26 protein-coding genes and 1 tRNA gene are annotated in these 23,222 nt (G+C 72.0%); 12 read left to right on the top strand and 15 right to left on the bottom strand.

Features of this window, described 5'->3' with window-relative positions; translation table 11 throughout:
• Positions 1–29: 29 nt before the first annotated feature.
• Positions 30–224 carry a hypothetical protein gene (locus tag ACWEGE_RS06130; protein ID WP_449659335.1) on the bottom strand — a complete coding sequence of 65 codons (195 nt, stop codon included), beginning with the start codon at positions 222–224 and terminating at the stop codon, positions 30–32.
• Positions 225–444: 220 nt separating this feature from the next.
• Between ACWEGE_RS06130 and ACWEGE_RS06125 the strand changes: the two genes are divergently transcribed.
• Together ACWEGE_RS06125 and ACWEGE_RS06120 are read left to right on the top strand one after the other, a co-directional pair.
• Positions 445–1,179, top strand: coding sequence for a sugar phosphate isomerase/epimerase family protein (locus ACWEGE_RS06125; protein ID WP_449659334.1), 735 nt, complete (start codon positions 445–447; stop codon positions 1,177–1,179).
• Entirely contained in the window at positions 1,176–2,276 is a 1,101-nt protein-coding gene (locus tag ACWEGE_RS06120; protein ID WP_449659333.1) for a Gfo/Idh/MocA family protein, read from the top strand. The genes ACWEGE_RS06125 and ACWEGE_RS06120 overlap by 4 nt, the downstream gene beginning before the upstream one ends.
• Here the strand turns inward: ACWEGE_RS06120 and ACWEGE_RS06115 are convergent.
• Positions 2,273–2,860, bottom strand: coding sequence for a TetR/AcrR family transcriptional regulator (locus ACWEGE_RS06115; RefSeq protein ID WP_449659332.1), 588 nt, complete (start codon positions 2,858–2,860; stop codon positions 2,273–2,275). The genes ACWEGE_RS06120 and ACWEGE_RS06115 overlap by 4 nt on opposite strands.
• A 123-nt stretch (positions 2,861–2,983) precedes the next feature.
• On the opposite strand from ACWEGE_RS06115, the gene ACWEGE_RS06110 reads away from it, so the two are divergent.
• Together ACWEGE_RS06110 and ACWEGE_RS06105 are read left to right on the top strand one after the other, a co-directional pair.
• Positions 2,984–3,763: a DeoR/GlpR family DNA-binding transcription regulator gene (locus tag ACWEGE_RS06110; RefSeq protein ID WP_449659331.1), complete on the top strand. Its 780-nt coding sequence runs from the start codon at positions 2,984–2,986 to the stop codon at positions 3,761–3,763.
• On the top strand, positions 3,760–4,950 hold the full coding sequence (locus ACWEGE_RS06105; protein WP_449659330.1) for an MFS transporter: 1,191 nt from the start codon (positions 3,760–3,762) through the stop codon (positions 4,948–4,950). Before ACWEGE_RS06110 ends, ACWEGE_RS06105 begins: the two co-directional genes overlap by 4 nt.
• Positions 4,951–4,965: 15 nt before the next feature.
• Here ACWEGE_RS06105 and ACWEGE_RS06100 read toward each other — a convergent pair whose 3' ends face one another.
• Together ACWEGE_RS06100 and ACWEGE_RS06095 are read right to left on the bottom strand one after the other, a co-directional pair.
• Positions 4,966–5,775, bottom strand: a complete 810-nt coding sequence (locus ACWEGE_RS06100; protein ID WP_449659329.1) for a MerR family transcriptional regulator — start codon at positions 5,773–5,775, stop codon at positions 4,966–4,968.
• Positions 5,759–7,048 carry an amidase family protein gene (locus tag ACWEGE_RS06095; protein ID WP_449659328.1) on the bottom strand — a complete coding sequence of 430 codons (1,290 nt, stop codon included), beginning with the start codon at positions 7,046–7,048 and terminating at the stop codon, positions 5,759–5,761. Before ACWEGE_RS06095 ends, ACWEGE_RS06100 begins: the two co-directional genes overlap by 17 nt.
• Positions 7,049–7,350: 302 nt before the next feature.
• Here ACWEGE_RS06095 and ACWEGE_RS06090 point away from each other — a divergent pair, with 302 nt between their 5' ends.
• The 5 genes from ACWEGE_RS06090 to ACWEGE_RS06070 all read left to right on the top strand — a co-directional run bounded on the left by ACWEGE_RS06090 (position 7,351) and on the right by ACWEGE_RS06070 (position 10,654).
• Positions 7,351–7,797 (top strand): nitroreductase family deazaflavin-dependent oxidoreductase, encoded by a 447-nt coding sequence (locus ACWEGE_RS06090; RefSeq protein WP_449659327.1) that lies wholly within the window; start codon positions 7,351–7,353, stop codon positions 7,795–7,797.
• 213 nt (positions 7,798–8,010) lie between these two features.
• Positions 8,011–8,610: an HSP18 transcriptional regulator gene (locus tag ACWEGE_RS06085; RefSeq protein ID WP_449659326.1), complete on the top strand. Its 600-nt coding sequence runs from the start codon at positions 8,011–8,013 to the stop codon at positions 8,608–8,610.
• A 62-nt stretch (positions 8,611–8,672) separates the two neighbouring features.
• Positions 8,673–8,906, top strand: a complete 234-nt coding sequence (locus tag ACWEGE_RS06080; protein ID WP_449659325.1) for a DUF6480 family protein — start codon at positions 8,673–8,675, stop codon at positions 8,904–8,906.
• A 21-nt stretch (positions 8,907–8,927) separates the two neighbouring features.
• On the top strand, positions 8,928–9,101 hold the full coding sequence (locus ACWEGE_RS06075; protein WP_003058648.1) for a hypothetical protein: 174 nt from the start codon (positions 8,928–8,930) through the stop codon (positions 9,099–9,101).
• 218 nt (positions 9,102–9,319) lie between these two features.
• Positions 9,320–10,654 (top strand): AAA family ATPase, encoded by a 1,335-nt coding sequence (locus ACWEGE_RS06070; RefSeq protein WP_449659324.1) that lies wholly within the window; start codon positions 9,320–9,322, stop codon positions 10,652–10,654.
• Here the strand turns inward: ACWEGE_RS06070 and ACWEGE_RS06065 are convergent.
• Genes ACWEGE_RS06065 through mdlC form a run of 3 tightly spaced genes read right to left on the bottom strand, consistent with a single transcriptional unit; the run spans position 10,633 to position 14,875 of the window.
• The gene (locus ACWEGE_RS06065; RefSeq protein ID WP_449659323.1) at positions 10,633–11,865 is read right to left on the bottom strand and encodes an MFS transporter; all 1,233 of its coding nucleotides are present in this window, start codon (positions 11,863–11,865) and stop codon (positions 10,633–10,635) included. The genes ACWEGE_RS06070 and ACWEGE_RS06065 overlap by 22 nt on opposite strands.
• Before the next feature lie 11 nt (positions 11,866–11,876).
• On the bottom strand, positions 11,877–13,304 hold the full coding sequence (locus tag ACWEGE_RS06060; RefSeq protein WP_449659322.1) for a benzaldehyde dehydrogenase: 1,428 nt from the start codon (positions 13,302–13,304) through the stop codon (positions 11,877–11,879).
• A gap of 2 nt (positions 13,305–13,306) precedes the next feature.
• Positions 13,307–14,875, bottom strand: coding sequence for a benzoylformate decarboxylase (gene mdlC / locus ACWEGE_RS06055; protein ID WP_449659321.1), 1,569 nt, complete (start codon positions 14,873–14,875; stop codon positions 13,307–13,309).
• Positions 14,876–14,965: 90 nt separating this feature from the next.
• On the opposite strand from mdlC, the gene ACWEGE_RS06050 reads away from it, so the two are divergent.
• The gene (locus ACWEGE_RS06050) at positions 14,966–15,856 is read left to right on the top strand and encodes a LysR family transcriptional regulator (RefSeq protein WP_449659320.1); all 891 of its coding nucleotides are present in this window, start codon (positions 14,966–14,968) and stop codon (positions 15,854–15,856) included.
• Here ACWEGE_RS06050 and ACWEGE_RS06045 read toward each other — a convergent pair.
• Positions 15,853–16,734, bottom strand: a complete 882-nt coding sequence (locus ACWEGE_RS06045) for a cellulose binding domain-containing protein (protein ID WP_449659319.1) — start codon at positions 16,732–16,734, stop codon at positions 15,853–15,855. The genes ACWEGE_RS06050 and ACWEGE_RS06045 overlap by 4 nt on opposite strands.
• A 289-nt stretch (positions 16,735–17,023) precedes the next feature.
• On the opposite strand from ACWEGE_RS06045, the gene ACWEGE_RS06040 reads away from it, so the two are divergent.
• Positions 17,024–17,107, top strand: a tRNA-Leu gene (locus tag ACWEGE_RS06040).
• Here ACWEGE_RS06040 and ACWEGE_RS06035 read toward each other — a convergent pair.
• From ACWEGE_RS06035 to ACWEGE_RS06005, 7 genes are read right to left on the bottom strand one after another with little or no spacing between them, the layout of a single operon-like run.
• Positions 17,089–18,843 carry a recombinase family protein gene (locus tag ACWEGE_RS06035; RefSeq protein ID WP_449659318.1) on the bottom strand — a complete coding sequence of 585 codons (1,755 nt, stop codon included), beginning with the start codon at positions 18,841–18,843 and terminating at the stop codon, positions 17,089–17,091. The two genes, ACWEGE_RS06040 and ACWEGE_RS06035, sit on opposite strands and share 19 nt — an antisense overlap.
• Positions 18,833–18,997, bottom strand: a complete 165-nt coding sequence (locus ACWEGE_RS06030; RefSeq protein WP_449659317.1) for a hypothetical protein — start codon at positions 18,995–18,997, stop codon at positions 18,833–18,835. The genes ACWEGE_RS06035 and ACWEGE_RS06030 overlap by 11 nt, the downstream gene beginning before the upstream one ends.
• A complete protein-coding gene (locus tag ACWEGE_RS06025; RefSeq protein WP_449659316.1) occupies positions 18,994–21,120 on the bottom strand; it encodes a cell division protein FtsK in 2,127 nt (708 codons plus the stop codon). Before ACWEGE_RS06025 ends, ACWEGE_RS06030 begins: the two co-directional genes overlap by 4 nt.
• Positions 21,113–21,805: a hypothetical protein gene (locus tag ACWEGE_RS06020; protein ID WP_449659315.1), complete on the bottom strand. Its 693-nt coding sequence runs from the start codon at positions 21,803–21,805 to the stop codon at positions 21,113–21,115. The genes ACWEGE_RS06025 and ACWEGE_RS06020 overlap by 8 nt, the downstream gene beginning before the upstream one ends.
• Entirely contained in the window at positions 21,802–22,131 is a 330-nt protein-coding gene (locus ACWEGE_RS06015; protein WP_449659314.1) for a hypothetical protein, read from the bottom strand. Before ACWEGE_RS06015 ends, ACWEGE_RS06020 begins: the two co-directional genes overlap by 4 nt.
• Positions 22,128–22,463 carry a WhiB family transcriptional regulator gene (locus ACWEGE_RS06010; RefSeq protein ID WP_449659313.1) on the bottom strand — a complete coding sequence of 112 codons (336 nt, stop codon included), beginning with the start codon at positions 22,461–22,463 and terminating at the stop codon, positions 22,128–22,130. The genes ACWEGE_RS06015 and ACWEGE_RS06010 overlap by 4 nt, the downstream gene beginning before the upstream one ends.
• The gene (locus ACWEGE_RS06005; RefSeq protein ID WP_449659312.1) at positions 22,460–22,648 is read right to left on the bottom strand and encodes a helix-turn-helix domain-containing protein; all 189 of its coding nucleotides are present in this window, start codon (positions 22,646–22,648) and stop codon (positions 22,460–22,462) included. Before ACWEGE_RS06005 ends, ACWEGE_RS06010 begins: the two co-directional genes overlap by 4 nt.
• Before the next feature lie 156 nt (positions 22,649–22,804).
• Between ACWEGE_RS06005 and ACWEGE_RS06000 the strand changes: the two genes are divergently transcribed.
• Positions 22,805–23,185, top strand: coding sequence for a helix-turn-helix domain-containing protein (locus tag ACWEGE_RS06000; RefSeq protein WP_020640049.1), 381 nt, complete (start codon positions 22,805–22,807; stop codon positions 23,183–23,185).
• Positions 23,186–23,222: the final 37 nt, after the last annotated feature.

The following is a 23,222-nucleotide window of genomic DNA, read 5'->3' as shown; positions in this document are numbered from 1 at the left end:
GTCCGCGCGGTGAAGGCGAGGTCGGCTGATCAGCCGCTGGGCCGCAGCCGCTGGTCGGGGATGTCGGCGGCGCGCCGGTCGCGTTCCCGGCGCAACCGGGCGAGGTGCTGGTCGATCCGCCGGTCGAGGTCGCGCGCGGCCTCGGACAGGTCCGTCGGGTCGCGACGGGTCGCCGGGCGCCCGGCGGCGGCCGCGGTGTCCCTTTCGTCTCCTGCCCTGTCCACTTGCCGGCACCTCCCGGATCGGCTCTGGCCCCCTGCTCTTGGCGTTACTGCCCCATCGGGCGCTTGCCAAAACCCCGGCCGGCGTGAGCCGGGGCACGCGGGCCGCCTGCCGCCGTCCGGTTGACCTTCCGGAAAAGCTCTTGGTGACAATTTTGACCAGGTGGTAGAAATTGGGGGAGCCGCGGCGGACGGCCGCCACGGGGAAGTGGAGGAGCCGGTGATGAGCGTGCCTTCCGTTCAGCTGTATTCGGTCCGCGAAGCGTTCGCGGCCGACCCCGCCGACACGCTGCGGCGGCTCGCCGCGATCGGCTTCACCCAGGTCGAGCCGTACGGCGTGCTCGAGAACGCCGAGGCACTGCGGGCCGGGCTGCCCGCCAACGGCCTGACCGCCCCGACCGCGCACGCGCAGCTGCTCGGCGCCGACCAGCACGCCGTCTTGGCCGCCGCGGCCGAGCTGGGCATCGGGCTGGTGATCGACCCGTACGTCCCGCCCGAGCGCTGGCAGGAGCCCGCCGACATCGCGGCCACCGCGGAGGGGCTCAACGCCGCCGCGAAGCTCGCGGCCGAGCACGGCGTCGCCGTCGGCTACCACAACCACTGGTGGGAACTGCAGTCCCGGATCGACGGCCGCAGCGCCTTCGAGGTGTTCGCCGGGCAGCTCGACCCGGCGGTCGCCCTGGAGGTCGACACCTACTGGGCCACCGCGGGCGGCGAAGACGCGCCGGCCCTGCTGCGCCGGCTCGGCGACCGGGTGCGGGCCATCCACGTCAAGGACGGCGGGCTCGCCACCGACGCCACCGGCCAGGTCCCGGCCGGCCAGGGCCGGGTGCCGGTCGCCGAAGTGCTCGCCGCCGCGCCGGACGCGCTGCGCGTGGTCGAGTTCGACGCCTTCGACGGCGACCTCTTCGAGGCCCTCGCCGCCAGCCACGCCTTCCTGACCGGCGCGGACCGGTGACCGGCGGGCCGGTCGGGGTCGGCATCATCGGCACCGGCGTCATCAGCGGCACCTACCTCGAAAACCTCACCGCCTTCCCGGACGTCCGCGTGGTGCGGGTGGCCGACCTCGACACCGCCCGCGCGGCGGCGCGCGCGGCCGAGTACGGCGTGCCCCGCTCGGGCACCGTGGCCGAGCTGCTGGCCGACCCGGACGTCGAGCTGGTGGTCAACCTGACCATCCCGGTCGCGCACGTCGAAGTCGGGCTCGCCGCGCTCGAAGCGGGCAAGCACGTGTGGACGGAGAAGCCGCTGGCGCTGGACCGCCAGACCGGCCGCAAGCTCCTCGACCGCGCGCGGGAGAAGAACCTGCGCGTGGCGAGCGCGCCCGACACCGTGCTCGGCGCCGCGCTGCAGACCGCGCGCCGGGCCGTCGACGCGGGCCGGATCGGCCGTCCCATGACCGCGCTGGCCCTGTTCCAGGTGCCGGGGCCGGAACTGTGGCACCCGGCACCGGAGTTCTACTTCCAGCCCGGCGGCGGCCCGCTGCTCGACATGGGGCCGTACTACCTGACGGCGCTGGTGCACCTGCTCGGCCCGATCCGGCGCGTCACCGGGGCCGGCGGGCGGGCCCGCGACACCCGGGTCGTCGGCTCCGGGCCGCGGGCGGGCACCGAGTTCCCGGTGTCGGTGACGACGACGGTCACCGCGCTCGTCGAGTTCGAGAGCGCTTCCGCGCAGCTGGTCCTGAGCTTCGACTCGGCGCTCAAGCGCCCCGCGCTGGCCGAGCTGACCGGCACGCTCGGCACCGCCGTGCTGCCGGACCCCAACCGCTTCGACGAGCCGACCCGGCTGCACCTGCTCGGCCACGACGAGCCGGAAGTGCTGGCGCCACAGGGACATGCGGCCTCCCGCGGCACCGGTGCGCTGGAGCTGGCGCGGGCGATCCGGGCCGGGGTGCCGGAACGCGCGTCCGGCGAGCTGGCCTACCACGTGCTCGACGCGATGCTGGCCATCGACGAATCCATGACCCGCGGGCAGAGCGTGGAGGTCACGAGCACCATCGACGTCCCCCCGCTGCTCCCGGCGGGCTGGGACCCGTACGCGAAGACCCTCTAGAGCGGGACGGTGAGCAGGTTCTGCAGGTAGAAGCGCAGCGAGCCGACCAGGTCGACGTCGCCGGGAACGGTCAGCCACTGCACCTGCAGGCCGTCCATCAGCGCGATGAACGTCCACGCCGCGAGTGCCGGTTCGACGCCCTCGCGCAGCTCGCCGCGGGCCGCGAGGGCGCGGAACGACTCGTGCACGCCGTCGCGCGCGGCCCGGTAGTGGCGCACGAAGTACTCGTGCGCCGGGTGGTCCGGGGCGACCGCTTCGGCGGCGAGCCGGGAGTAGAGGTCGACGATCCCGGGGTGGCGGACGTTGTGCTCGGCGAGCGCGACGAAGTGGCGGAGGACTTCGAGCCCGGGTGGCACGGTGAGCCGCTCGCGTTCGGAGTCCTCGGCGTCCCGGCGTTCGAGCACCGCGGCGAGCAGGGCTTCCTTGGTGGGGAAGTAGTAGAGGAGGCCGGCGTGGGAAATCCCGACGCGCTTGGCGATCTCGCGCAGCGACGAGCCGTGATAGCCGAGTTCGCCGTACGCCGCGGCCGCCGCCGTGATGATGTCTTCGCGGCGGATCCGGCCCTTCAGGTAGCCCCCGGTCACGGGGCTGCGGTGGTCTCGGCGGCGTGCACGGGCCCATCATGCCGCAATGGTGGTTCGCACATCGAACGTGAGCGAACGAACAAATCGATTGTGCGAGCGTGTCCGGATTGCGAAGCTCACGGGGTGAAGAGCGCGGAGCGGCAACGGGTGATCGTGGAACGGCTGCGCGACGCCGACCAGGTGGGCGTCGCCGAGCTGGCCGAAGCGACCGGCGCGTCGGAGATGACCGTCCGCCGCGACCTCGACCACCTGGCGGCCCGGGGCGTCCTGCGGCGGGTGCACGGTGGCGCGGTCCCGGCCACGCCGTCCGGCGTCGAACCGCCGTTCGAGGCCCGGGCGACGGCCGGGATCACGGCGAAGCGGGCCATCGCCGCCGCGGCGGCCGAACTGATCCGCGACGGCGAGACGGTCGTCCTCGACAGCGGCACCACGGCGCTCGAGCTGGCGCGGCTGCTGCGCGGACGCGCGATCACCGTGATGCCGCTGTCGCTGCACGCGGCCCGTGAGCTGGCCGAGGTGCCCGGCGTCCGGCTGCTGCTGCCCGGCGGCGAAGCGCGGCCGGGGGAGCAGGCCCTGGTCGGCCCGCTGACGCTGGCTTCGCTGCGCGCCCTGCGGTTCGACGTCGCCGTGCTGAGCCCCTGCGCGCTCGGCGTCGATTCCGGGCTCACCGCCTTCGACCTGGCCGACGCCGAGGTCAAGCGGACCGCCCTCGACGTCGCGGCCCGGACGGTCGTGCTGGCCGACGGCGCCAAGTGGGGCCGGTCCGCGCTCGCCTGCATCTGTCCCGCCGACCGCGCCGACGTGGTGATCACCGATCCCGGCGCCCCCGAAGACCAGCGTGCCGCGCTGACCGAGCGCGGCGTGCTCGTGCACGTCGCCGTCCCCGCACTGGAGAGCCGATGACCGTCTCGCCCCGCCCGCGTGCCGCCCGGTTCGCGACCTTCATGTTCTTCGGCCTCAACGGGTTCGCGATGGGGATGTGGGTGGTGCACATCCCGAACGTCGAGCGCGCGACCGGCATCTCGCACAGCACGCTGGGCGCGCTGCTGCTGGTGCTCGGCGGCGCCGCGTTCGCCGGCATGCAGGTGGCCGGGCCACTCGTCGACCGGCTCGGGCACCGGCGGCTGGTGCCGGCCGCCGGGATCCTGATGGGCCTCGCGGTGTGCGCGCCCGGGTTCGCGAACTCGTGGTGGACACTGGGCCTGTCGCTGATCTTCTTCGGCTTCGGCAACGGCGCGATCGACGTCGGGATGAACTCGCACGCGGTCGTCGTGGAGCGGGCCTACCCGCGCCCGATCATGGCGGCCTTCCACGCCATGTGGTCGATCGGCGGCGCGATCGCCGCGGTCATCGGCGCGGCCACGCTCGGCGCGGGCGTGCCCACCGGCGGCACGCTCACCGCCACCGGCCTGTTCTGCGTGCTGCTTTCCCTGGTGTCGGCGCGGTTCCTGATGGAGCCGGCCGACGCACCCGCCGCCTCTGCCGAGGCTCCCGAGCCGGTCGTCGCGCGCCGTCCGCCGGGGCGCACGGTCTGGCTGCTCGGCCTGCTGGCGCTCGCGCTGATGCTGTCGGAGGGCGTCGCGAACGACTGGGCCGCGCTGCACATGGAGAAGGTGCTGGGCACCACGGCGTCGACGGCAGCGCTGGCGTACGGCGCGTTCGCGGTGGCGATGACGACCGGCCGCTTCCTGACCGACCGCGTCGCGGCCTGGGCCGGTCCGGTGGCGATCGTCCGGTACGGCGCGACGCTGGCAGCGGTGGGCCTGACCACGGCCGCGGCGGCGCCGTGGGTGCCGGTGTCACTGGTGGGCTGGGCGCTGTTCGGCCTGGGCCTCTCGGGCGGCGTCCCGCAGCTGTTCACGGCGGCGGGCAACCTGGACACCCGGGCATCGGGTGCGCTGATGGCGCGCGTGGTCGGTCTCGGGTACGTCGGCCTGCTGGCCGGCCCGGCGCTGATCGGCGGGCTGACGCGCTGGATGCCGCTGAACGTCACGTTCGCGGTGCCGGCGCTGCTGTGCGTGCTGGCGGCGGTGTTCGCCGGGGTGCTGAGCCCCGACCCCGAACCGGTGGAGCAGCAGTCCGTCGGCTGACCTGGCCGGCGGCGCTCAGCCGATCGGCTCCTGCAGCTCGGTCACCCAGCCCGCCGGGTCTTCCGGGCAGTCCAGGTAAACCTCCCGCTGCGGCCCGGCCGACCGGTGGCCGTGGTCGTCGATCCAGCGCACCACCGCCTGCCAGCCGGGCAGGACGCCGTCGATCGGGCCGCGGTGGACGAGCGTGGCCGCGCGGGTGGCCGGGAGGTCCGCCACCGTCAGGCCGCCGAGGTCGCCGGTGCCGACCGACGCCGGCAGTGCGGCGTGCACGACGACCTCGTCCTCCGCGCGCTGCTCGTAGTAGCAGGTCAGCCGTCCGGCCGGCGTCACGTCCGCCTGCGGGAGGCGGCGGCCGAGCTCCGCGCACAACGGGTGGACGACCGGTCCGATCGCCTCCGGCGCGAACCCCGCCGCGACGCCGGTCAGCTCCACCACGCGCAGGGCGGGCAGCTCCTTGACGACGACGTCGTGCGCGGGCGACCGGCCTTCCGCTTCGATCGTCCGCAGCCGCGCCTCGACCTGCGCCAGCCGGGCCGCGCCTTCGGCCAGTGCCGCCTCCAGCTCCGCGCGCCGCAGCGCCAGCATGCCGCGCACCTGCTCGACCGTGACCTCGTCCGCCAGCAGCGTGGCCACCTGGTCCAGGGTGAACCCGAGGTCCTTCAGCGCGACGATCCGGTTGAGCCGGGCCAGCTGGCCCGCGGTGTAGCTGCGGTAGCCGGTCGCGGGGTCGACGCGCGCCGGGCGCAGCAGCCCGAGCGCGTCGTAGTGCCGCAGCATCCGCACCGAAACCCGGCCGTGGCGGGCGAAGTCACCGATCGAGAACACGGCCCGATCCTGCCCCAGGCGGGACGAACCCGCCGATGACGTCCGCGGCGAGGTCCGCGAACGTGATCGCCGTGTCGTCCTCGTGCGCGGGCCCGACGACCTGCAGCCCGGCCGGCCCCGCCGGGGCGGTGACCGCCGGCAGCCCGGGCAGCGACGCCTGCGCGATCCAGAACACCTGGTCGTCGTAGCGGTGCCGGTCGTCGTGGGCCGGCGCGGTGGTGAACACCGTGGGGCAGAGGAAGACGTCGGCGTCGGCGAAGTACCGGGCCCAGGCCGATCCCAATGCCGCGCGCCGCCGTTCCTGGCTCGCGGTTCCGGCCGGCTCGCGGCCTTCTCGGCGCGCGAAGAACAGCTCCACCTGGAAGCCGAACGCCTCGGCCTGGGCGACCGGGTCGACGTCCGCCGGCCAGCCCTCGCGGATCCGCACCCCGGCGCGGGCCAGCGCGTCGACGGCGTCCGACAGCGCCGCGCCGACTTCGCCGGTCACCGGGCAGGCCGGATCGTCGAGCACGACGCCGACGCGGAAGTCCTCGAGCCGGGAGCGCCGTGAGGGCCGCAGCGATCCGCTGGTGACCTCCAGCGCGACGCGCAGATCGGCCGCCGACCGGGCCAGCGGACCGGCCGCCGAGGGGAATTCCCGGGCGAGCGGTGCGGGCGGCCCCGGCGGCTGGAACCCGCGCAGCGGCACGGTGCCCGGGGTGGGCTTGAGGCCGTGGACACCGCAGTAGGCGGCCGGGATCCGGATCGACCCGGCCAGGTCGGAGCCGTATTCGAGGTACGTCAGGCCGTCGGCGAGCGCGGCCGCCGCACCGCCGCTCGAGCCACCCGGCGTCCGGCGGTGGTCTCTCGGGTTGAGCGTCCGCCCGTGGAGCGGGTTGTCGGTCCGGCCGAAGTCCGCGAGCAGGTGGTGGACGTTCGACTTGCCCACGACGATCGCCCCCGCGGCCCGCAGCCGTTCGACGACCGCCGCGTCCTCGCCGGCGACGCAGCCGGCGAACGCCGGCTCGCCCCAGGTCGTGGGCAGGCCCCGCACGGCGAAGGCGTCCTTGATCGTCATCGGGACGCCGTGCAGCGGCCCGACGTCCTCGCCGCGGGCCACCGCTCGGTCGGCCTCCGCGGCGGCTTCCAGGGCGGCGTCGGGGCAGGTCGCGATGACGGCGTTGACGGTGGAAGCGCCGATGCGGGCGAAGAGCTCTTCGGTCAGGTCGCGCGCCGAGAGCGTGCCGCGGCGGATCCCGGCGGCCACCTCGGTCGCGGTGCGGAAAGGCGTCATGGGTCCGGGATAGGACCTGACACGGTGTCAGAGTCAACCGCGGCGGGTAACCCGCGAGTGATCGCCACCCGAACCGCGGGTGGCGCAAGCGGTGGAGGGAAGCCCGATGTCGACCGCACCCCCGTTACCGCCCGAACCCGTCGTCCCGGAAGCGGACCCGCCGCCGGACCGGCCGCTCCCGGAGCCCGGCGGGGTCCCCGTGCCGGACCCGGTGCCGCCGGAGCCGGAGCCCGGGCCCGAACGCAAGTAGATACGAAACTCAGAATATATGAGTTTCGTATGACTTCGTGTACCTTCGGGATATGACAACAGCGCAGAGCTACCGCCGGATGGTCAACGCCGGCAACAAGATCGTCGTGGGGCTGCAGCGGCTCGGTGTCGCGTTCGGCCCGATGCAGCTGCTCACCGTGCCCGGGCGGCGCACCGGCGTCCCGCGCACGTTCCCCATCGCCGTCAACCCCATCGACGGGCAGCACTACATCGTCCAGGCCTATCCGACGGCGGCCTGGGTGGCGAACGTGCGGGCCGCGGGCGAGGTGACGCTCACCCGCGGCCGCCGCGCGTCGGCCGCGCGGCTGGCCGAGCTGCCGGTGGAGGCGCGGCGGCCGGTGCTGCGCCGGCTCGTCGAAACGAGCCCGCCGAGCGTGGGCAAGCGGTTCGTGACGACCGGCCTGGCGGACGCGCCGACCCCGGACGCCGTCGCGGCGGCCGCCGAGCGGATCGCGGTCTTCCGCGTCGAACGGTCCTGAGCCGGCGGCGGGGTTTCTCCAGTGCGCAGCACCCGCCGGGCCGCGCGGCCGAGGCCAGTCCGTGGTGAAGCCGGGGTGGTGTGCCGGCAGGCCGCTCAGCGTCGGCGACGGCCGGCGGTCGTCGGCGTCGTCGACTCTGGTGGCAACACGCGGAGGTGTTCTAGCATGTCGTCAAAACGATGACAAGATGAGAGTCGTCGAAAGGATGACGTGATGGACGGAACCGATCCCGCCGGCGCGCTGCGCCGGATCCAGGAGGTGGTCGCGGCCGCCCGGGCCGGGGCGGGCGACCGGGCCGGGGTGCTCGACGCGCTGTCCGGGCTGCGGCTGCTGCGGGAGGAGCTCGCGAGCTGGGAGCCGGAGCTGATCGCCGCGGCCAGGGCGGCCGGCGCGAGCTGGGTGGCGCTCGCCCCCGCGCTGGGCGTCGCGAGCCGCCAGGCCGCGGAACGGCGCTACCTGCGGCTGCAGCCGTCGCTCACCGGCGAAAAGACCGGCGAGGCGCGGGTCGACGCGGAACGCGACCGGCGCGCGGGCGACCGGGCCGTCGCCGACTGGGCCCGTCGCAACTCCGCGATCCTGCGCCAGCTCGCCGGCCGCGTCAGCGCCCTCGACGGGCTCGGGCCCGCGGCGCAGGAGAGCGCCGACCGCCTCGGCGCGGCCCTGGGTGACGACGACCCGGCGACGCTGCTTCCACCGCTGGACGCCGCGCGCCGGCACGTGACCGGCGCGCTGGCCGAGCAGCTCGGCGAGATCTCCGCGCACACCGACCGGCTCCGCCGCGACGCGGCGGGCAACCGCCGCTCCCGCGACTGAAGGCGTTTGCCCGGTCGCGCGCCGGGCACCCGCCACGGGAGCGACGGAAGGACGGTGCCGCCATGACCGCCGAACCCCCGGATCCGGATCCCCGCCGGACCCCGGACCTGGAGCCAGGGGGCGGCGTGCCCCCGGGCAGCACGCCGCCCGACTCCGCCCAGACGTCGGGCCTCTCGCACCCCCAGCCGATGCCGTCCAAGGCGATGCCGGTGCTGTGGCTGGTCTTCACCGGCGTGCTGGTGCTGATGGTGGCCGCGCTGATCCTCTCGCTGGCCGTCGGCTGGTTGCGGGTGTGAGCCACCGGGTACCCGCAAGCCATGGACGACACCCCTGACCGGACCGAAACCCGCGCCGAACTGCTGCCCGAAGAGCAGGCCGTCGACAGCGCGGACCCCGAGGGCCAGGCCCGCGAGGTCCTGCGCGAATCCGACCGCCGCACCGAGCACCCCGAGGCGACCCTGGGGCGCCGCAAGCCCGAGGACACGGTCTAGCGGGGCGGACACCGTCGCCGCGCCTACTCGGCGCGCTGTTCTCGACCTCGACGTTCGACTCCGGCCATCCGTCCAAGGGATGGGATTGCGCCGTAGTTGAACCCAAAGTTCGTCATTCCTAAAATCTGGTTTAGGATATCCGCACGTGCGGCGGCGACGGATGACAGAGGACCCCGATGGTGGACTGGAGCCAGTTCCTTGTGCCGGTGACGAGCGGCATGATCGTCACTGTCATCGTGGCGTTCGTCGGGTTCCTGTGGCGGCGCACCAGGTTGCCGACCGGGCTCTCCCAGCGGATGACCCGGCGGAAATACCTCGCGGAGATGCTCGTCATCTCCAAGAAGGACCACGTCGAGCGCCTCGAGGCGCTGGTCCCGAACCTGACGCCGGCGGAAGGCTCTCCCGTGGTGGCCCAGATTCAGGAATCGTGGTCGCAGATCAACGGCCGCCGCGGGGTCCGGGTGATCACCCGTGCCGAGCGGTCCTCCCTCATCGCCGGAGCGGAGCTGCTCGGGATGGGGATCGAGGTTCGGGTGTCCCGGGCGCTGACCTCGGATCACCTGTCGTACCACGTGTTCTCCGGCGCGGAGCACCACACGGTGCTCAACCAGCGCACCGGCGGGAAGGACCGGCCCGAACGACTGGACGACATCTCGGCCGCCAAGGTGTTCCGCAGCCACTTCGACCAGGTCTGGAGTGAGTCCGAACCCATCGAATCGGTGCTGGCCGGGGAAATCCTGGCCGGGGAAGTCCTGCCCGGTGGCAAGCCGGGCGACGTGGTGTCCCGCCTTGCCGACCCGATCCGGGAACAGCGTGCGGCGTACCAGCTGCCCGCCAAGGCGGAAGACGCGGTCCTGCGGCACCTGGCGTTCCGCCACCGTGCGCCGGTCATCTTCGTCACCGGTCTGCCGGGTGCCGGCAAGTCACTGGTCCGGCGGGCACTCGCCGAGGAGCTCCGGCGGTGGCGGCTGCAGGTCGAGGAACTGAACGACTACGTCTACGCCTTCGAAGAATTCCTCCACGCCTTGATGCTCTTCGGCGATGGCCGAGGTGCGGGCTTCAGCGCCCAGCAGGGCGGCGCGTTCCAGGTGGAGCGGGAGGAGGACCTCAGCCCGGCGCTGCAGCGGCTCGGCCGCCGCGTGTGGGAGAACCGCCGGAGCAACCCGATCACGATCGTCGAGTTCGCCAGGGCCGACACGGTCGGAGCACTCCAGGTGTTCGGCGAAGAGGTCCTGGCGGCGTCGCAGATCGTCCACGTCCGCGCTTCCGACGCGGTGCGTGCCGCCCGGCTGGCCAGGCGGGGCGAGCCACCGAAGATCTCGGTGGCGGGTCAGTCGATCAGCCTCGAGGTCTCCGACGAACACCGGCTGCCCAGCAACGCCGCCGACACCCTCTACAGCAGGGAAGACTTCGCGCTGCTGAAGAACCAGAAGAGCCTCGTCGGCCGGCTGCACCTCGTCGAGAACGACTCCGAGGGGACGGCGCACGTCGACGAGCAAGTCGCGGCGTTCGTCGAAACCGTCGTGCGCCCTTATCGCGCACTCGCGTCGTAGCCGGCGGACACCGGCGCCAACCGCTCCTCGGAGCCGGTCCCGCCGCGCAGCAGCAGGACCGCGACCAGCCCCAGCGCGGCCACGACGGCGAAGAACCAGAAGCCCCACGGGTAGGCGACCCCGGCGGTGACCAGCGCCCCGGTGACGAACGGCCCGAGGATCGAGCCCAGCCGTCCGACCGCCGACGTCAGCCCGAGCGCGGTGCCCCGGGCCGATGCCGGGAACGCCTGGGCGACGTAGCCGTAGATCAGCACCTGCGCCGAGAACACGAAGACGCCGGTCAGCAGCACGACCGCGTTGAGCAGGAACGCATTGCCGATCTTGACGCTCAGCGCCGCCAGCAGCACCGCGCCGGTGCCGAACCAGATCCGCACGATCGGCCGGATGCCGAACCGGTCGGCGATCGTGCCGGCCAGCACCAGCCCGAGCACCGCGCCGATGTTGAGCACCAGCAGCAGCGTGATCGACGTCGAGATCGGGTAGCCCGCCGTGCGCATCAGCTGCGGCAGCCAGGTGTTGAGCCCGTAGACCAGCAGCAGGCCCATGAACGAACCGGTCCACACGGCGATGCTGATCCGCCGGAACCGGGCGCCCAGCAGGTCTTTGAGGCCGACGCGTTCGGACGTTTCGCGCGCCGCGAGGTAGGCCGCGGACTCCGGCAGCTTCCCCCACATCAGCGGCACGACCAGCAGGCCGGCGATCCCGCCGCCGTAGAACAGCACGTGCCAGTCCTCCTTGGCGTACAGCGCGAGGACCGACGTCAGCACCGCGCCGACGTGGTAGCCGGTCATGGTGAACGTGCTCGCGCTGGCGCGCCGCCGGGCGGGCAGGTTCTCCGACATCACCGTCAGCGCCACCGGCATGCACGCGCCGAGGCCCAGCCCGGCGGCGAACCGGAACACCCCGAACGTCGCGACGTTCGGCGCGAGCGGCGTCAGCAGGGTGAACAGCGAGAACAGCAGGACCGAGCCGATGAGCAGCACCCGGCGGCCGAACCGGTCGGTGAGCGGGCCGAGACCGGCGGCGCCGACGGCCACGCCGATCAATGACACCGTCGCGACCGCCGTCGCGCCGGCCGCGGTGAAGCCGAGGTAGCCGCTCTTGAGCAGGGTCGGGATGGTGGCGCCGAGCGCGACCAGGTCGTAGCCCTCGAGCAGGACGGTCAGCCAGCAGAGGACCGCCGTCCACGTGCCACGAGACGTCGTTGTCATCGTCGTCCTCCTCAGAACGGGTACTGCGCGATGTCCGCGCGGACGGTGAGCCACTGGGTCTCGGTGAAGGCCTCGATGTTGGCCTTCGCCCCGCCGAAGCGGGAGCCGTTGCCGGAGTCGCCGACGCCGCCGAAGGGCGCGGTCGGCTCGTCGCCGACGGTCTGCTCGTTGATGTGCACCTTGCCCGAGCGGACCTCCTCGGCCAGCTTCATCGCGGTGCCGACGTCGCCGAGGATGCCGACCGACAGGCCGTACTCGGAGTCGTTGACCAGCCGTGCGGCCTCGTCGAGGTCGCGGTAGGCGCGCACCGGCGCCACCGGGCCGAAGATCTCCTCGCGCCAGGCCGGGCTCGCGTCGTCGAGTCCGAAGAGGACGGTCGGCGGGTAGTACGGCGCGTCCGGCTTGCCGCCGGCGAGCACCCGCGCGCCCGCCGCTACGCTCCGGTCGACGACGTCGGTGACGTGCGCGAGCTGGCGGTCGTCGATGATCGGGCCGAGCGCGACGTCGCCCTCGGCCGGGTTCCCCACCGGAAGCCGCCGTGCCTTCTCGGCGAGGGCTTCGACGTATTCGTCCACCTGGGACTCGTGCACCAGGTGACGGCCGGTGGTCATGCAGATCTGGCCCTGGTGCAGGAACGAGCCGAACGCGCCTGCCGAGGCCGCCTTGGCGACGTCGGCGCCCGGCAGCACCACGAGCGCGTTGTTCCCGCCCAGCTCCAGGTGCACGCGCTTGAGCGAGCGCGCGGCGGCTTCGCCGACCTTCCGCCCGGCCGCGGTCGAGCCGGTGAACGACACCACCGACACCTCGGGCGCGTCGACCACCGCGGCGCCGACTCCCGCGTCCCCGGGCAGCAGGTGCAGCAGGCCTTCGGGCAGCCCGGCTTCCTCGAAGACGCGCAGGATGCTCACCCCGCCGCACACCGCCGTCCGCAGGTCCGGCTTGAGCAGCACGGCGTTGCCGAGCGCGAGCGCCGGCGCGACCGAGCGGATGGCCAGGATCAGCGGGAAGTTGAACGGCGCGATCACTGAAACCACGCCGGCCGGCACCCGCCGGGCCAGCGACCAGCGGGGTTCGCCGGTGCTCAGCACCTCGCCGAGCGGGTGGGTGGGCAGTGCCGCGGCTTCGAAGCAGATCCCCGCCGCCATTTCGGTCTCGATCCCGGCCTTGGGCCGCGTCGACCCGGCCTCGCGGACGATCCACTCCTGCACGTCGGCGGCGTGCGTCTCCCACAGCTCACCGGCGCGGCGCAGCACCGCGGCGCGTTCGGCGGGCGTGCGCCGGGCCCAGTCCCGCTGCGCCTTCGCGGCGGCCGCGGCAGCTTCCGCGACGTCGTCCGGCGTCGCGATGCCCACGCGGCCCAGCACATCCCCGGTCGCCGGCTCGACGACCTGGTGGGTCCCGCCGCTGCCGCCGTCGAATTCCGTTCCGAGCAGGGTCATGATCACTCCGGTGTGGTCGGTTCGGTGTCGACCTGGATCAGCCGCGGGCCGTCCGGGGTCGCCTTGAGCTGGGCGCGCAAGTCGTCTTCGTCGCGGGCGGTGGTGGCTTCGACGCCGTAGCCCGCCGCGATGGCCGTGAAATCGAGCCCGGGGATCTGCGTGCCGGGCACGTCCGGCGTGCCGAGCAGCTCGCCGAACCACCGCAGGGCGCCGTAGACGCCGTTGCGCAGGATCACGAAGGTGACCGGCACGCGGTAGTGCGCGGCGGACCACAACGCCGTGATGCCGTAGTTGGCCGAGCCGTCGCCGATGACGCCGACGACCGGGCGGTCCGGGCTGCCCATCGCGACGCCGACCGCGGCGGGCAGGCCGAACCCGAGCCCGCCGGCGGCCGGGAAGAAGTACGAGCCCTCGTGGCGCAGGTCCATCTGGCGCCACCAGGCCGAGTTCGTCGACGTCGACTCGACGACGTAGCGCGTGCCGCCGGGCTGGGTGTCGCGCAGGGCGGCGAACACCTGCTCCGGGTGCAGCGCCTTCTCGCCGGTCCGGGGCTCCGGGCTTTCGACGTATGCGCTTGCCGTTGGCTTCGCGGGCACCTTGGCCAGCAGCGCTTCGATCACCGGCGCGGGGTCGGCGACGAGCGCCTCGCCCATCGGGGCGCGGGCGGCGGCGCCGAAGTCGTCGGTGACCTGGATCAGCCGGGTGCCCTCGGGCAGGTACGCGCCCGGAACGTGCTGGTGGTAGCGGAAAACCGGCGCGCCGAGCACCAGCACGAGGTCGTGTCCGGTCAGCGCGGCCGAAACCGGCGCGATGCCCGCGGGCAGCACGCCGCGGAAGAGCCGGTGCCGGTTCGGGAAGGGCAGCCGGTGCGGTGACGGCGCCACCCAGGTCGGCAGGCCGAGGTGCTCGGCCAGGGCGACGGCCCGGTCGAAGAGCCCGGTGGCGTCGATGTCCCCGCCGAGGACCAGCGCCGGGTTTTCCGCCGCGGCGAGGCTCGTGGCGAGGGCGTCGAGCTGGGCTTCGCTCGGTGCCATGCCCCGCTGGACCTGCCGGTCGAGCGTCGCGTCCTCGGGCAGCTCGGCGGCCCAGTCGTCGTAGGGCACCGAGAGGTAGGTCGGACGCCGGTGCAGCTCGGCCTCGAACACCGCCTGCGCGAGCGACCGCGGGACGTCCGCGGCGCAGCTCGGCTCGCCGGCCCAGCCGACCAGGGGCCGCATCAGCTGGGTCGCGTCGACGTTGGCGAGCATGGCCTCCAGCCCGATCGCCGTCCGGACCTGCTGGCCCGCGGTGAGCACGAGCGGAGAGCGCGAGTAGACGGCGTTGGTGAGCGCGCCCATCGCGTTGCCCGAGCCGGCGGCGGCGTGCAGGTTGACCAGCACCGGGCGGCCGGTCACCTGGGCGTAGCCGTCGGCCATCCCGACGACGGCGCCTTCGTGCAGGCCGAGGACGTAGCGGAAGTGGGCCGGCAGCTCGGCGAGGAACGGCAGCTCGTTGGACCCGGGGTTGCCGAAGACGGTCGTCAGGCCACGGCGGTCCAGGAACTCGTGGGCGAGCCGGCGGGCGGTGGGCATCGGTGCCTCCTTGAAGTCGGACCGACCCTATGGAGCCGCGCGGATGTGTTCCAATAAATGTTGGCTCGCCGTCTCATCGATGGGATCGATATGCCGGATTTCGACCTGAACCTGGTGCGCACGTTCGTGCTGCTGTACGAGACCCGCAGCGTGACCGCCACGGCCGAGTCGCTGCACGTCACGCAGCCGACGATCAGCTACAGCCTGCAGAAGCTGCGGCGCCGGTTCGCCGACGAGCTGTTCCGCCGCACCGGCGCCGGCCTGGTCCCGACGACGACGGCCCGCGCGCTGTACGAACCCCTGCACAGCGCGCTGTCGGAGATCGAGACGGCGGTGAGCGGGGCGAAGTCGTTCTCGCCGTCGACAGCCCGGGCGGCGTTCACGCTGTCCCTGTCGGACCTGGGGGAGATGTCGCTGCTGCCCCGCCTGATGGCCGCGCTGCCGGCACGGGCGCCGGGGGTGACGCTGACCGTCCGGCCGCTGGACGTCGACCGCGCGGCCGACCAGCTCGGCCGCGGCGAGGTCGACGCGTTCATCGCGTCCTCGCTGATCAGCTCGCAGCGCGTCGCCCGGATCCCGCTGTTCTCCGAGGGCTACCTGGGCATGGTGGCTGCGGACCACCCGCGTCTTCCGGAGGCCGTCTCGGTCGAGCAGCTGGCGGCGGAGCGCCACGTGACGGTGGTCGGCCCGACCGGCCACGACGGCCCGCGCCGCGCGCTGGAGGCGTGCGGCCTGCTCGACCGGGTGGTGCTCGAGGTGACCCGCTTCGCGGCGCTGCCGTACCTGGTGCAGGACGGCGAGCTGGTGGCGATGGTCCCGCGGCTGGTGGCGGAGATGTTCAAGGCCGAGCACCGGGTCCGGCTGTTCGAGCTGCCGCTCGAGGTCGAGCCGGCCCAGGTGTCGGTGTACGCGCGGCACACGCACGCCCGCAGCCCGGCCCAGCACTGGCTGGTGGGCTTCATGCGCGAGGTGCTCGGTTAGCGGGTGTTGCAGGAGGATCCGTTGAGGGTGAACTGGCCGGGCGAGGGGTTCGCCCAGTCGAAGGCGCCGTTGAAGCCGATGTCGACGCTGGCGCCGGGGTTCAGGGTCAGGTTGTAGGAAACCGCTTTCATGGTGACCCGCGAGCCGCTCTGGGAGTAGTCGCCGTTCCAGCTCTGGGTGACCCGCTGCCCACCGCTGAAGGTCCAGCCGGCGGTCCACGGCGAGAGCGTCCGGTTGCTGGTATTGGTGACGGTGACACTGGCGGTGAAGCCGTTGTTCCACTGGTTGGTGACGACGTAGTGCACCGAGCAGGCCGGAGGAGGAGGCGGCGGGGCAGCGGCCGGGGAGGACCGGGTGACGGACGGAGCGGCCGAAGAGACAGGCGCCGACGCGGATCCCGTGCCCGGCGCCGTGCCGGTCCCGGGCGCCGATCCAGGCCCACCCCCCTGCCCGGCCTTGGCGGCCGCCGAGGTCGAGGCCGCCGTAGAGGTCTGCTGCAGAACGGTGGGCATCGGAGCGGCGGCGGTAACGCCGGCGAGCCCGGACGTACGGGTGGCGGGAGCAAGCGGATCGGACCCCAAGGATTCCGTCCGGACGGGCGGGCTTTCCGAGGTCACGGCAATGACGACAAGGCTCCCGAGAACGACAACGCCCCCGCAGAAGGCGGAAACCCACCGAAGCCGCTTCCCGGCCCGCTGCTGAGCGGTGGCGGCGTCCCGGGCGCGTTGTTCGAGCCGTTCCCGGTACCCGTCACCGGTGCCGTCATCCCGCACCCGGGCGGCAGGAGCGGAGGCGTGGAGTGACCGAGGCATGGCCCCGGTTTCCCGCAGGAGCTGATCAACGGAAATCTCATCATCAGGCCGCCAGGCGCGCGCCATGACGGAACCTCCAGATCCTGAGGGCGCTAGATCGCGCTGGCTTGCCCGGCGAATCCTAGGAAGCCCAGACGGTCTTGTAAACCGCCACGAGCAAGCAACTTCCCCAGGTCGGTGACCACTTCACGGCCCCACGCACGGAGAGGTTTCCCGGTGACGTTCCTGCTGCTTGCGGGCACCTGGATCGATGCAGCGGCGGCGAAGCTCTCGATCATGTCAGAGGGGGCGGGGGAGCGGATCGGCACCCCCCTGAACGAGGGGGCCGGGTGGCCGTATACTCTTTCTTCAGCAGGTCCGAGTGGCGGAATGGCAGACGCGCTAGCTTGAGGTGCTAGTGCCCTTAACGGGCGTGGGGGTTCAAGTCCCCCCTCGGACACACGCACTATCTACACCCGGGCTGGTCGTCGCATAGACGGCCAGCTCTTTTGGTTCGTAGCGTAGCTCCAGGTTCAGGGCGCGGTACAGGCGGCTCATGCCTGCCGCGGTCGCGTCAGCCAGCGTCCCGCAGACGTCGCCGAGTGCATCCATCCTCGCGTAGATCTCGGCTCGGCTTACCGTCGAGTCGGCTGGAACGCTCTCGATCTGGGCTTTCGCGGCGGCTCGTTCCGCCTGTGCTTGATTGATCGGGTCGACGAGTGCTTCGGGCTCGACGCCGGCCGCGATGGCGGCCTGATACCGCTGAAGCCTCGCCTCCGCGTCCGCCAGCCGGTTTCTCACCGCGTCCAACGCGCCGCCGCCGGCCTTGTTCCCGTCCGATCCGAGAAGCACGGCCGCCGTCTGGTCGCGGTTGTCCGGGTGGAACAGCTCGTGAAGCCATCCGTTGATCGCCTCGACGACCACGCCTTCGCGCAGGTTGACCGTCTTCGGATGATCCGCCAGCGTCAGTGAGCCGGGCGCCATGGTCCGCGAAGTACAGCGGTAGTAGGCGCCCTTCCGGATCGTGGCGCCTTGCATCTTCCGGCCGCAGATTCCACATCGGACCAGTCCACGGAGGAGGTAGGACCGGGCGGTCTTCCGCGCGCCCCGTTCGGCCTTGCGCGCCGTCTTCAGCCCGCCCGCCGACTTCGACCGGCGCAGTAGTTGAGCCTGAGTGAACGTTTCCACCGACACGATCGCCGGGTGTGCCTGTTCGCGTGACCTGACGATCCGGTCGGGCGCAGCGCGCTTGAATCGCACCACGTGGCCTGCGGCGACATCCTCGGGGTCCAGCAACGTCTCGTGCTTCGTCCAGCGCCCGAAGATGGCGTAGCCGGTGTACCGCGGGTTATCGAGGATCGCTCGTACGGAGCTTCCTTGCCAGCCGTCGGCAAGCCGGTGCCGATTCTGGTCCGGCCGATGCGCGGACGGGCAGGGAATGCCGTCCCGGTTGAGCAGGTTGGCGATCGCTCGATCGCCGTTGCCGTCCAGGTACTCGGCGAAAATCCGGCGCACAACGTCCACCGTCGTCTCGTCGAGCGCCAGCACCCGCAGCTTGAACCCTTCCGCAGCTTTCCGCGGGTTCGGATGCGGACCGCTATCGACGACGACGTACCCGTAGGGCGCCCGGCCGCCCTGATGTCGTCCTTCGTTGATCACCTGCGCGTCCATCGCGGCCCGGACGCGCGCCTGAACGTGCTGCCGCTCGGACTCGCTCATTCCGCCGAGCACGCTCATAAGCATCTTGTGCGACGGGTTCCGCGGGTCGTACTTCCCGCCCAACTCCGGCACCCACAGATCAACCCCGTAGGCGGCGAACTTCGGCGCGATGAGCGAGAACTGGTTACCGAACCAGCACCGCGTGCCCTCACCGACGACGATCGCGTCCCATCCGCGACGCGGATCCTTGAGGGCCGCGAGTAGCCGCGCTCCCTCCGTCCTGCGCTCCCAAGGGACGGACCGTGACTGCCCGACGTCGAAGAACTCCGCCACGATCTGTCCGCCGAGCGGCTCGACGAACTTGCGCGCGTTGCCGAACTGCCAGCCGCGGGAGGTCTCCGGGTCCTGGTTGTCCTCGGTCGAGCACCGGCCGTAGGCCGCCAACGTCCCGATCCCGTCGTCCGCGATGTCGGCGACCTCAAGCCCTAGAAGGTCATCCAGCGTTGCCCACGGGTCTCTGATGATTTCAGCTGTCACCGTTCACCTCCTCCACCGGCACGTCCAGCACCGGCACCTCAGTAACCTCGATCAGAACGGCCAGCAGTGCACGCGCGACCGCAGGCGTCAGCTCAGGCAATCCCGCAGGTAGGATAACCCGGATCTGCGGCTCTTCGGAACGGGCGGCGCTCATGGTCGGCCGTCCTCGTCCGCGATGCTGGCGCCAGCGGTCGCCTGGCTGATCGCGCTTCTGATTTCAGCCGTTCGGTACCCGCGGACCTGCCGCGTCTCGCCGTCCTCGCCGATCACGCGGTCGCGCGTCGGCCGGCACCCCACCTCGGCCATCTGCTGCGCGAACGTCCGGGAGTCGATTTCCAGAACGTCCAGCAGCTCGGCTGTTGGCACGAAGTCCCTACCGTCCGGTCCGAGATCGTCTCTCAAGTACTCAACGAGCGATGCGAGCACCTCGGGCACTTCGCCGGTCGACTGAGCCGCGTGACCTGCACCGATTGCCCTAACCGCGGCGGCGTGGTCGAGCACCGGCATGGTGTCCTGTCCGGCCGCGTGCCCGGTGAGCGTCCCGGCCGCCTCGCGGAGCGTCCGGCCCTGCTCGCAGATGGTCCGCCAGTCCTCGTTCGGCATGTAGTAGGTCCGAACCGTCATAGCCAGCACATCGGCGCCGGCTGACGTGTCGCCGTCCGGTCGGAGGATGCCCACGCCCTTGTGCGAGGGCAGCAGCCGGCTGGAGTCGAACCCACGCGTGTTCATTTGCTCGCCGAGCACGATGTTCGAGTCGCGCCAATCCATCACCCGCAGCGCGAACCGCGACCCAAGCACCGCCCGCAGCCCGGACGGGATCGTCTTCGAGTCCGGTCGCTGAGTGGCGAGCACGAGCACGATCCCGGCGGCCGGTCCCTTCTTCGCCAGCCACGTCAGCAGCTCGCCGACGTACTCGCCCGAGGTGAGCTTCTTCCCTTGCACGTCAACGGGCGTGCGGTCCTCCAGTGGAACCTGTACCTCATCGATGAAAATGGCTGTGATCGGCATGTTCAGCGCCTTGTCGCGAGACATCTCCGGCGTGACCTTCGATTCGGGACACGTCAGGTCGTCCAGGTCACGCATCCGCCGGAACCGCGTCTGAACCTCGCCGACCAGCTCGATCAGCCAGTCCACGAGCGCCAGAACGTGTTCGGGCTCGTCGCCGGACATAAACCGGTGTGCCACCAGGCCGGCCGCGTCCCAGTCCTTCCCGGCCTTGAAGTCCGCGACGTACAGCCGCACCCACGCGTCCAGGATGAGCCCGGCCGCCGCGAGCCGGGCGGCGAAGGTCTTGCCCTGGCGGGGGATGGCGCCGACGAGCAGGGACGTCCACACCAGCGGCAGGTCAATCCGTCGGTCCCGCGCATCCCGTCCGAACGGGATCGGCCGCCACGCATCCCACTGCGCCACGCCGAGCAGAGGCGTCCGCAACGGCGGCGAAGCGTACGGGTCCTCGTCCGCCACCCACATCGACACCCGCCCGGCGTGCCCACCGTTCCCGCGGACCCGTTCGACGATCAGCTGGACCTCATCGACGGCCAGCGCCGACGCGAGCGCGTCCCGGTTCTTAACCACGTCGGCCGCCTTGCGGGTTGCCGGGAGGTCGACGGTGACCGCCCAGCCGTCGCCGACACGCGTCGCGCGCTCGACGAGCCGCAACGCCTCGTCCTTGCCGATCAGCTTCGCGTCCCGGAACGCGTCCACCAGGACCTGCGGATCCATGGTCCAGGTCAGTGTCCGCGGCCCGGCAAGCGCCGGCTTTCGGCCGGGACTGCCGTCCTTCTTGCGCCCGAGGATCGCGAGCGCCAAGGAGACGGCGGCCCCGCCGATCCACAGAGGATCGGTGCCGTACACCAGGTCAACGACGGCCACCCCGACGATCGCGACGACCAGGACGGCACCGGTCACCTTCCAGCGGAACAGGGTGAGCGCCCGAATCTCCGTGAACTTGTCGGCCAGCTTCTCCGACTCCTCGGCAGCCGTCCGGTAGTCCCGGACGGTGACCCACCCGCGCCACCACCGCACCCCGACGACCAGCCCGCGAACAACCGCGCCGACGTACCGCCACGGCGACTTCACCAGCCCAACAACGGCATCCTTGCCCGCCTGGACAGCCTGAGGCTTGCTCTTCAGCCACAACGGCACCCGCGGCGAGTGCCGCCACCACCGGACGAAGCGGTTCGTCTTCGGCTCCCGTCGACGCGGTTGAGGCAACGTGTCGTCGATCAACTCGCCGTCGAGCACGGGATCAGCCTTGACCGGCAATGAGTCAGCCATTGCCCACCTCCGACCGCAGCGTCTGCGCCAGCCGGGGCGACAGGCCACGCGAGCAGCCGGTAGCCCGCCGCACCCACGCCGGCGTGATCTCGATGTCCGGCGTCCAGTTCTCCCGAGCGATAGCGAGGTAATCGGCGAACAGCACCCGTCGGCCACCGGTCTCCTGCTGAACGGGCCGCCGTTCGGCAGCCACCAGCACGGCGTCGGTGAGCTTGTCCCGCAGGTCGGTGATCGCCTCGACGGCGACGAACACAACGAGCGGCGGCACCGAGTGCAGCACGATCGCCGCAGCCTCCCCGGCGGCAAACGACGTCCAGGTGTTCATTACGTAGGTAGCCGCGAGCGTGAACCACTTCGCCCGCCGCACCCACACGCCAGTCCGGACCTGGTACCGCGCGGTGACCTGCTCGGCCCGCAGGATCGCCAGCAGAACGAGGGAGACGGTCGGGTCCAGCACCCACGCGGCCAGCCACGGCAGCGACCCTGGCCGCGTCCCGGCCGACGCGAAACCCTGGACGTTGGTCATTGTGAAGGCCAGCCCGAGCACGATCCCGGACCAGCACATCCAGTCGACCTGCCGCCGCACGCGCTCGATCCGCAGCGCAACGACGTCCGGATCGGTCTGATAGGCGCGCACCTCGGCGGCCTCGGCCGCGTCCTGCGCGAGCCGTTGCGCCCGGTTCATCGCCGACCACCCCGCTTCGACGTGTCGACGGTGGTCATCGTCATGGCACGGGTCAGCGCGTAGGACGCGAACAGCGCCGGCAACCCGAGCACGGCGAACAGCAGCCACGGGCTACCCGGATGAGCGATCACGACCCACTGGACGGCGACGATCAGCCCGGCGTTGAAAAGCACTCGCCCGGCGAGCGACACGAACCGTGCCCCGCTCCGAGCAGCTTCGGCAGCGGCTTTCGCCCGGCGGGAACCGGCCCGCCAGACCCAGAACAGGGTGATCAGCACGCCGACACCGGCGAGGATCTGCGTGGGCGTCACGGTGAGTCCGTTCATCGCGCACCCCGATCGGTTCGCTCGCCACGCCGCAACCAGAGCGGGTACAGCGCGCGCCGGTCGTCGTCGGTCATCCCGCCCCAGACGCCGACCGTGTCGAGGCCGGCCGTCCGCAACTCCAGCTCCAGGCACTCGTCCCGGACAGGGCACCCGCCGCACAGCCGCTCGGCCAGCTCGCCGTCGCTGTCAGCGTCGGGTGGCCCGTCGTCCGGCGGAGGCCACATGCAGACTCCCTCGCTGGTCACGACCTTGGTCAGGACTTCGGTCGGTACCCAGCGCAGCCGGTCCAGCTGCCAGGCGATCCCGATCAGGTGGAGGTCGTCGGCGCTCATGCGGCACCTCCGACCTGGCGCGACCCGAGCAGTCGGGCCAGCTCGGTCGACGACACACGGAGCCCGGAACGGCAGCGGGTGGCGCGCAGCTCGCGTGTCCGGATCGCCCGGCTCACCGCAGCGCGGGAGACGCCGAGCAGCCAGGCCGCTTCTCGAATGGTGTGAAAGGTGATGTGCGAGTTCATGAGAAAGACCAATCTGATGATTTCAAGACTATGTTGTTGATTTCAGCTCTTCGAAGGGTGCGTTTGTCCGACGCGCCGCCGACGAAGTGCTAAGCGACGTGGTGAAAGCGCGAAGAACCGCTAATCTCGGCGCTGAGGCGGAGCGCGGAGGAATACGTGACGGAGGACTGGGCGGCAGTCGCCAAGGCGATCAACATGCGCGTGAACGAACTCGGCTGGCGACAACGCGAGCTGGCCGAGCGTTCGCACGTGTCTCAGGCGATCGTGCGCGAGCTCCAGCACCACACGGTCGAGCGCCGCCGGAGCGCGCGCACGCTCGAAGCGCTGTCGACGACGCTGGGCTGGCACCCGCAGCACCTGTTGGCCGTGCTGCAAAACCGCACTCCGCCGCACCCGGACGAGCCGGCCGACGACGGCCACGAGCTGTGGTCCCGGCTGGACGCGCTGGAACAGCGCCTGGCCGAGATCACCGATCGGCTGGAGGACGTCCAGACGAGCCTCGCGACCGTGGTCGAGCACGTGAAGCCGAAGCGTTAGCGGAGGGCGATTCGGGCTGGTGAACCAGGTGATTTCC

Source organism: Amycolatopsis sp. NPDC004747, assembly GCF_053601335.1.
Note: the sequence above shows the minus strand (reverse complement) of the source record. Positions and strands in the feature narration are given on the sequence as shown.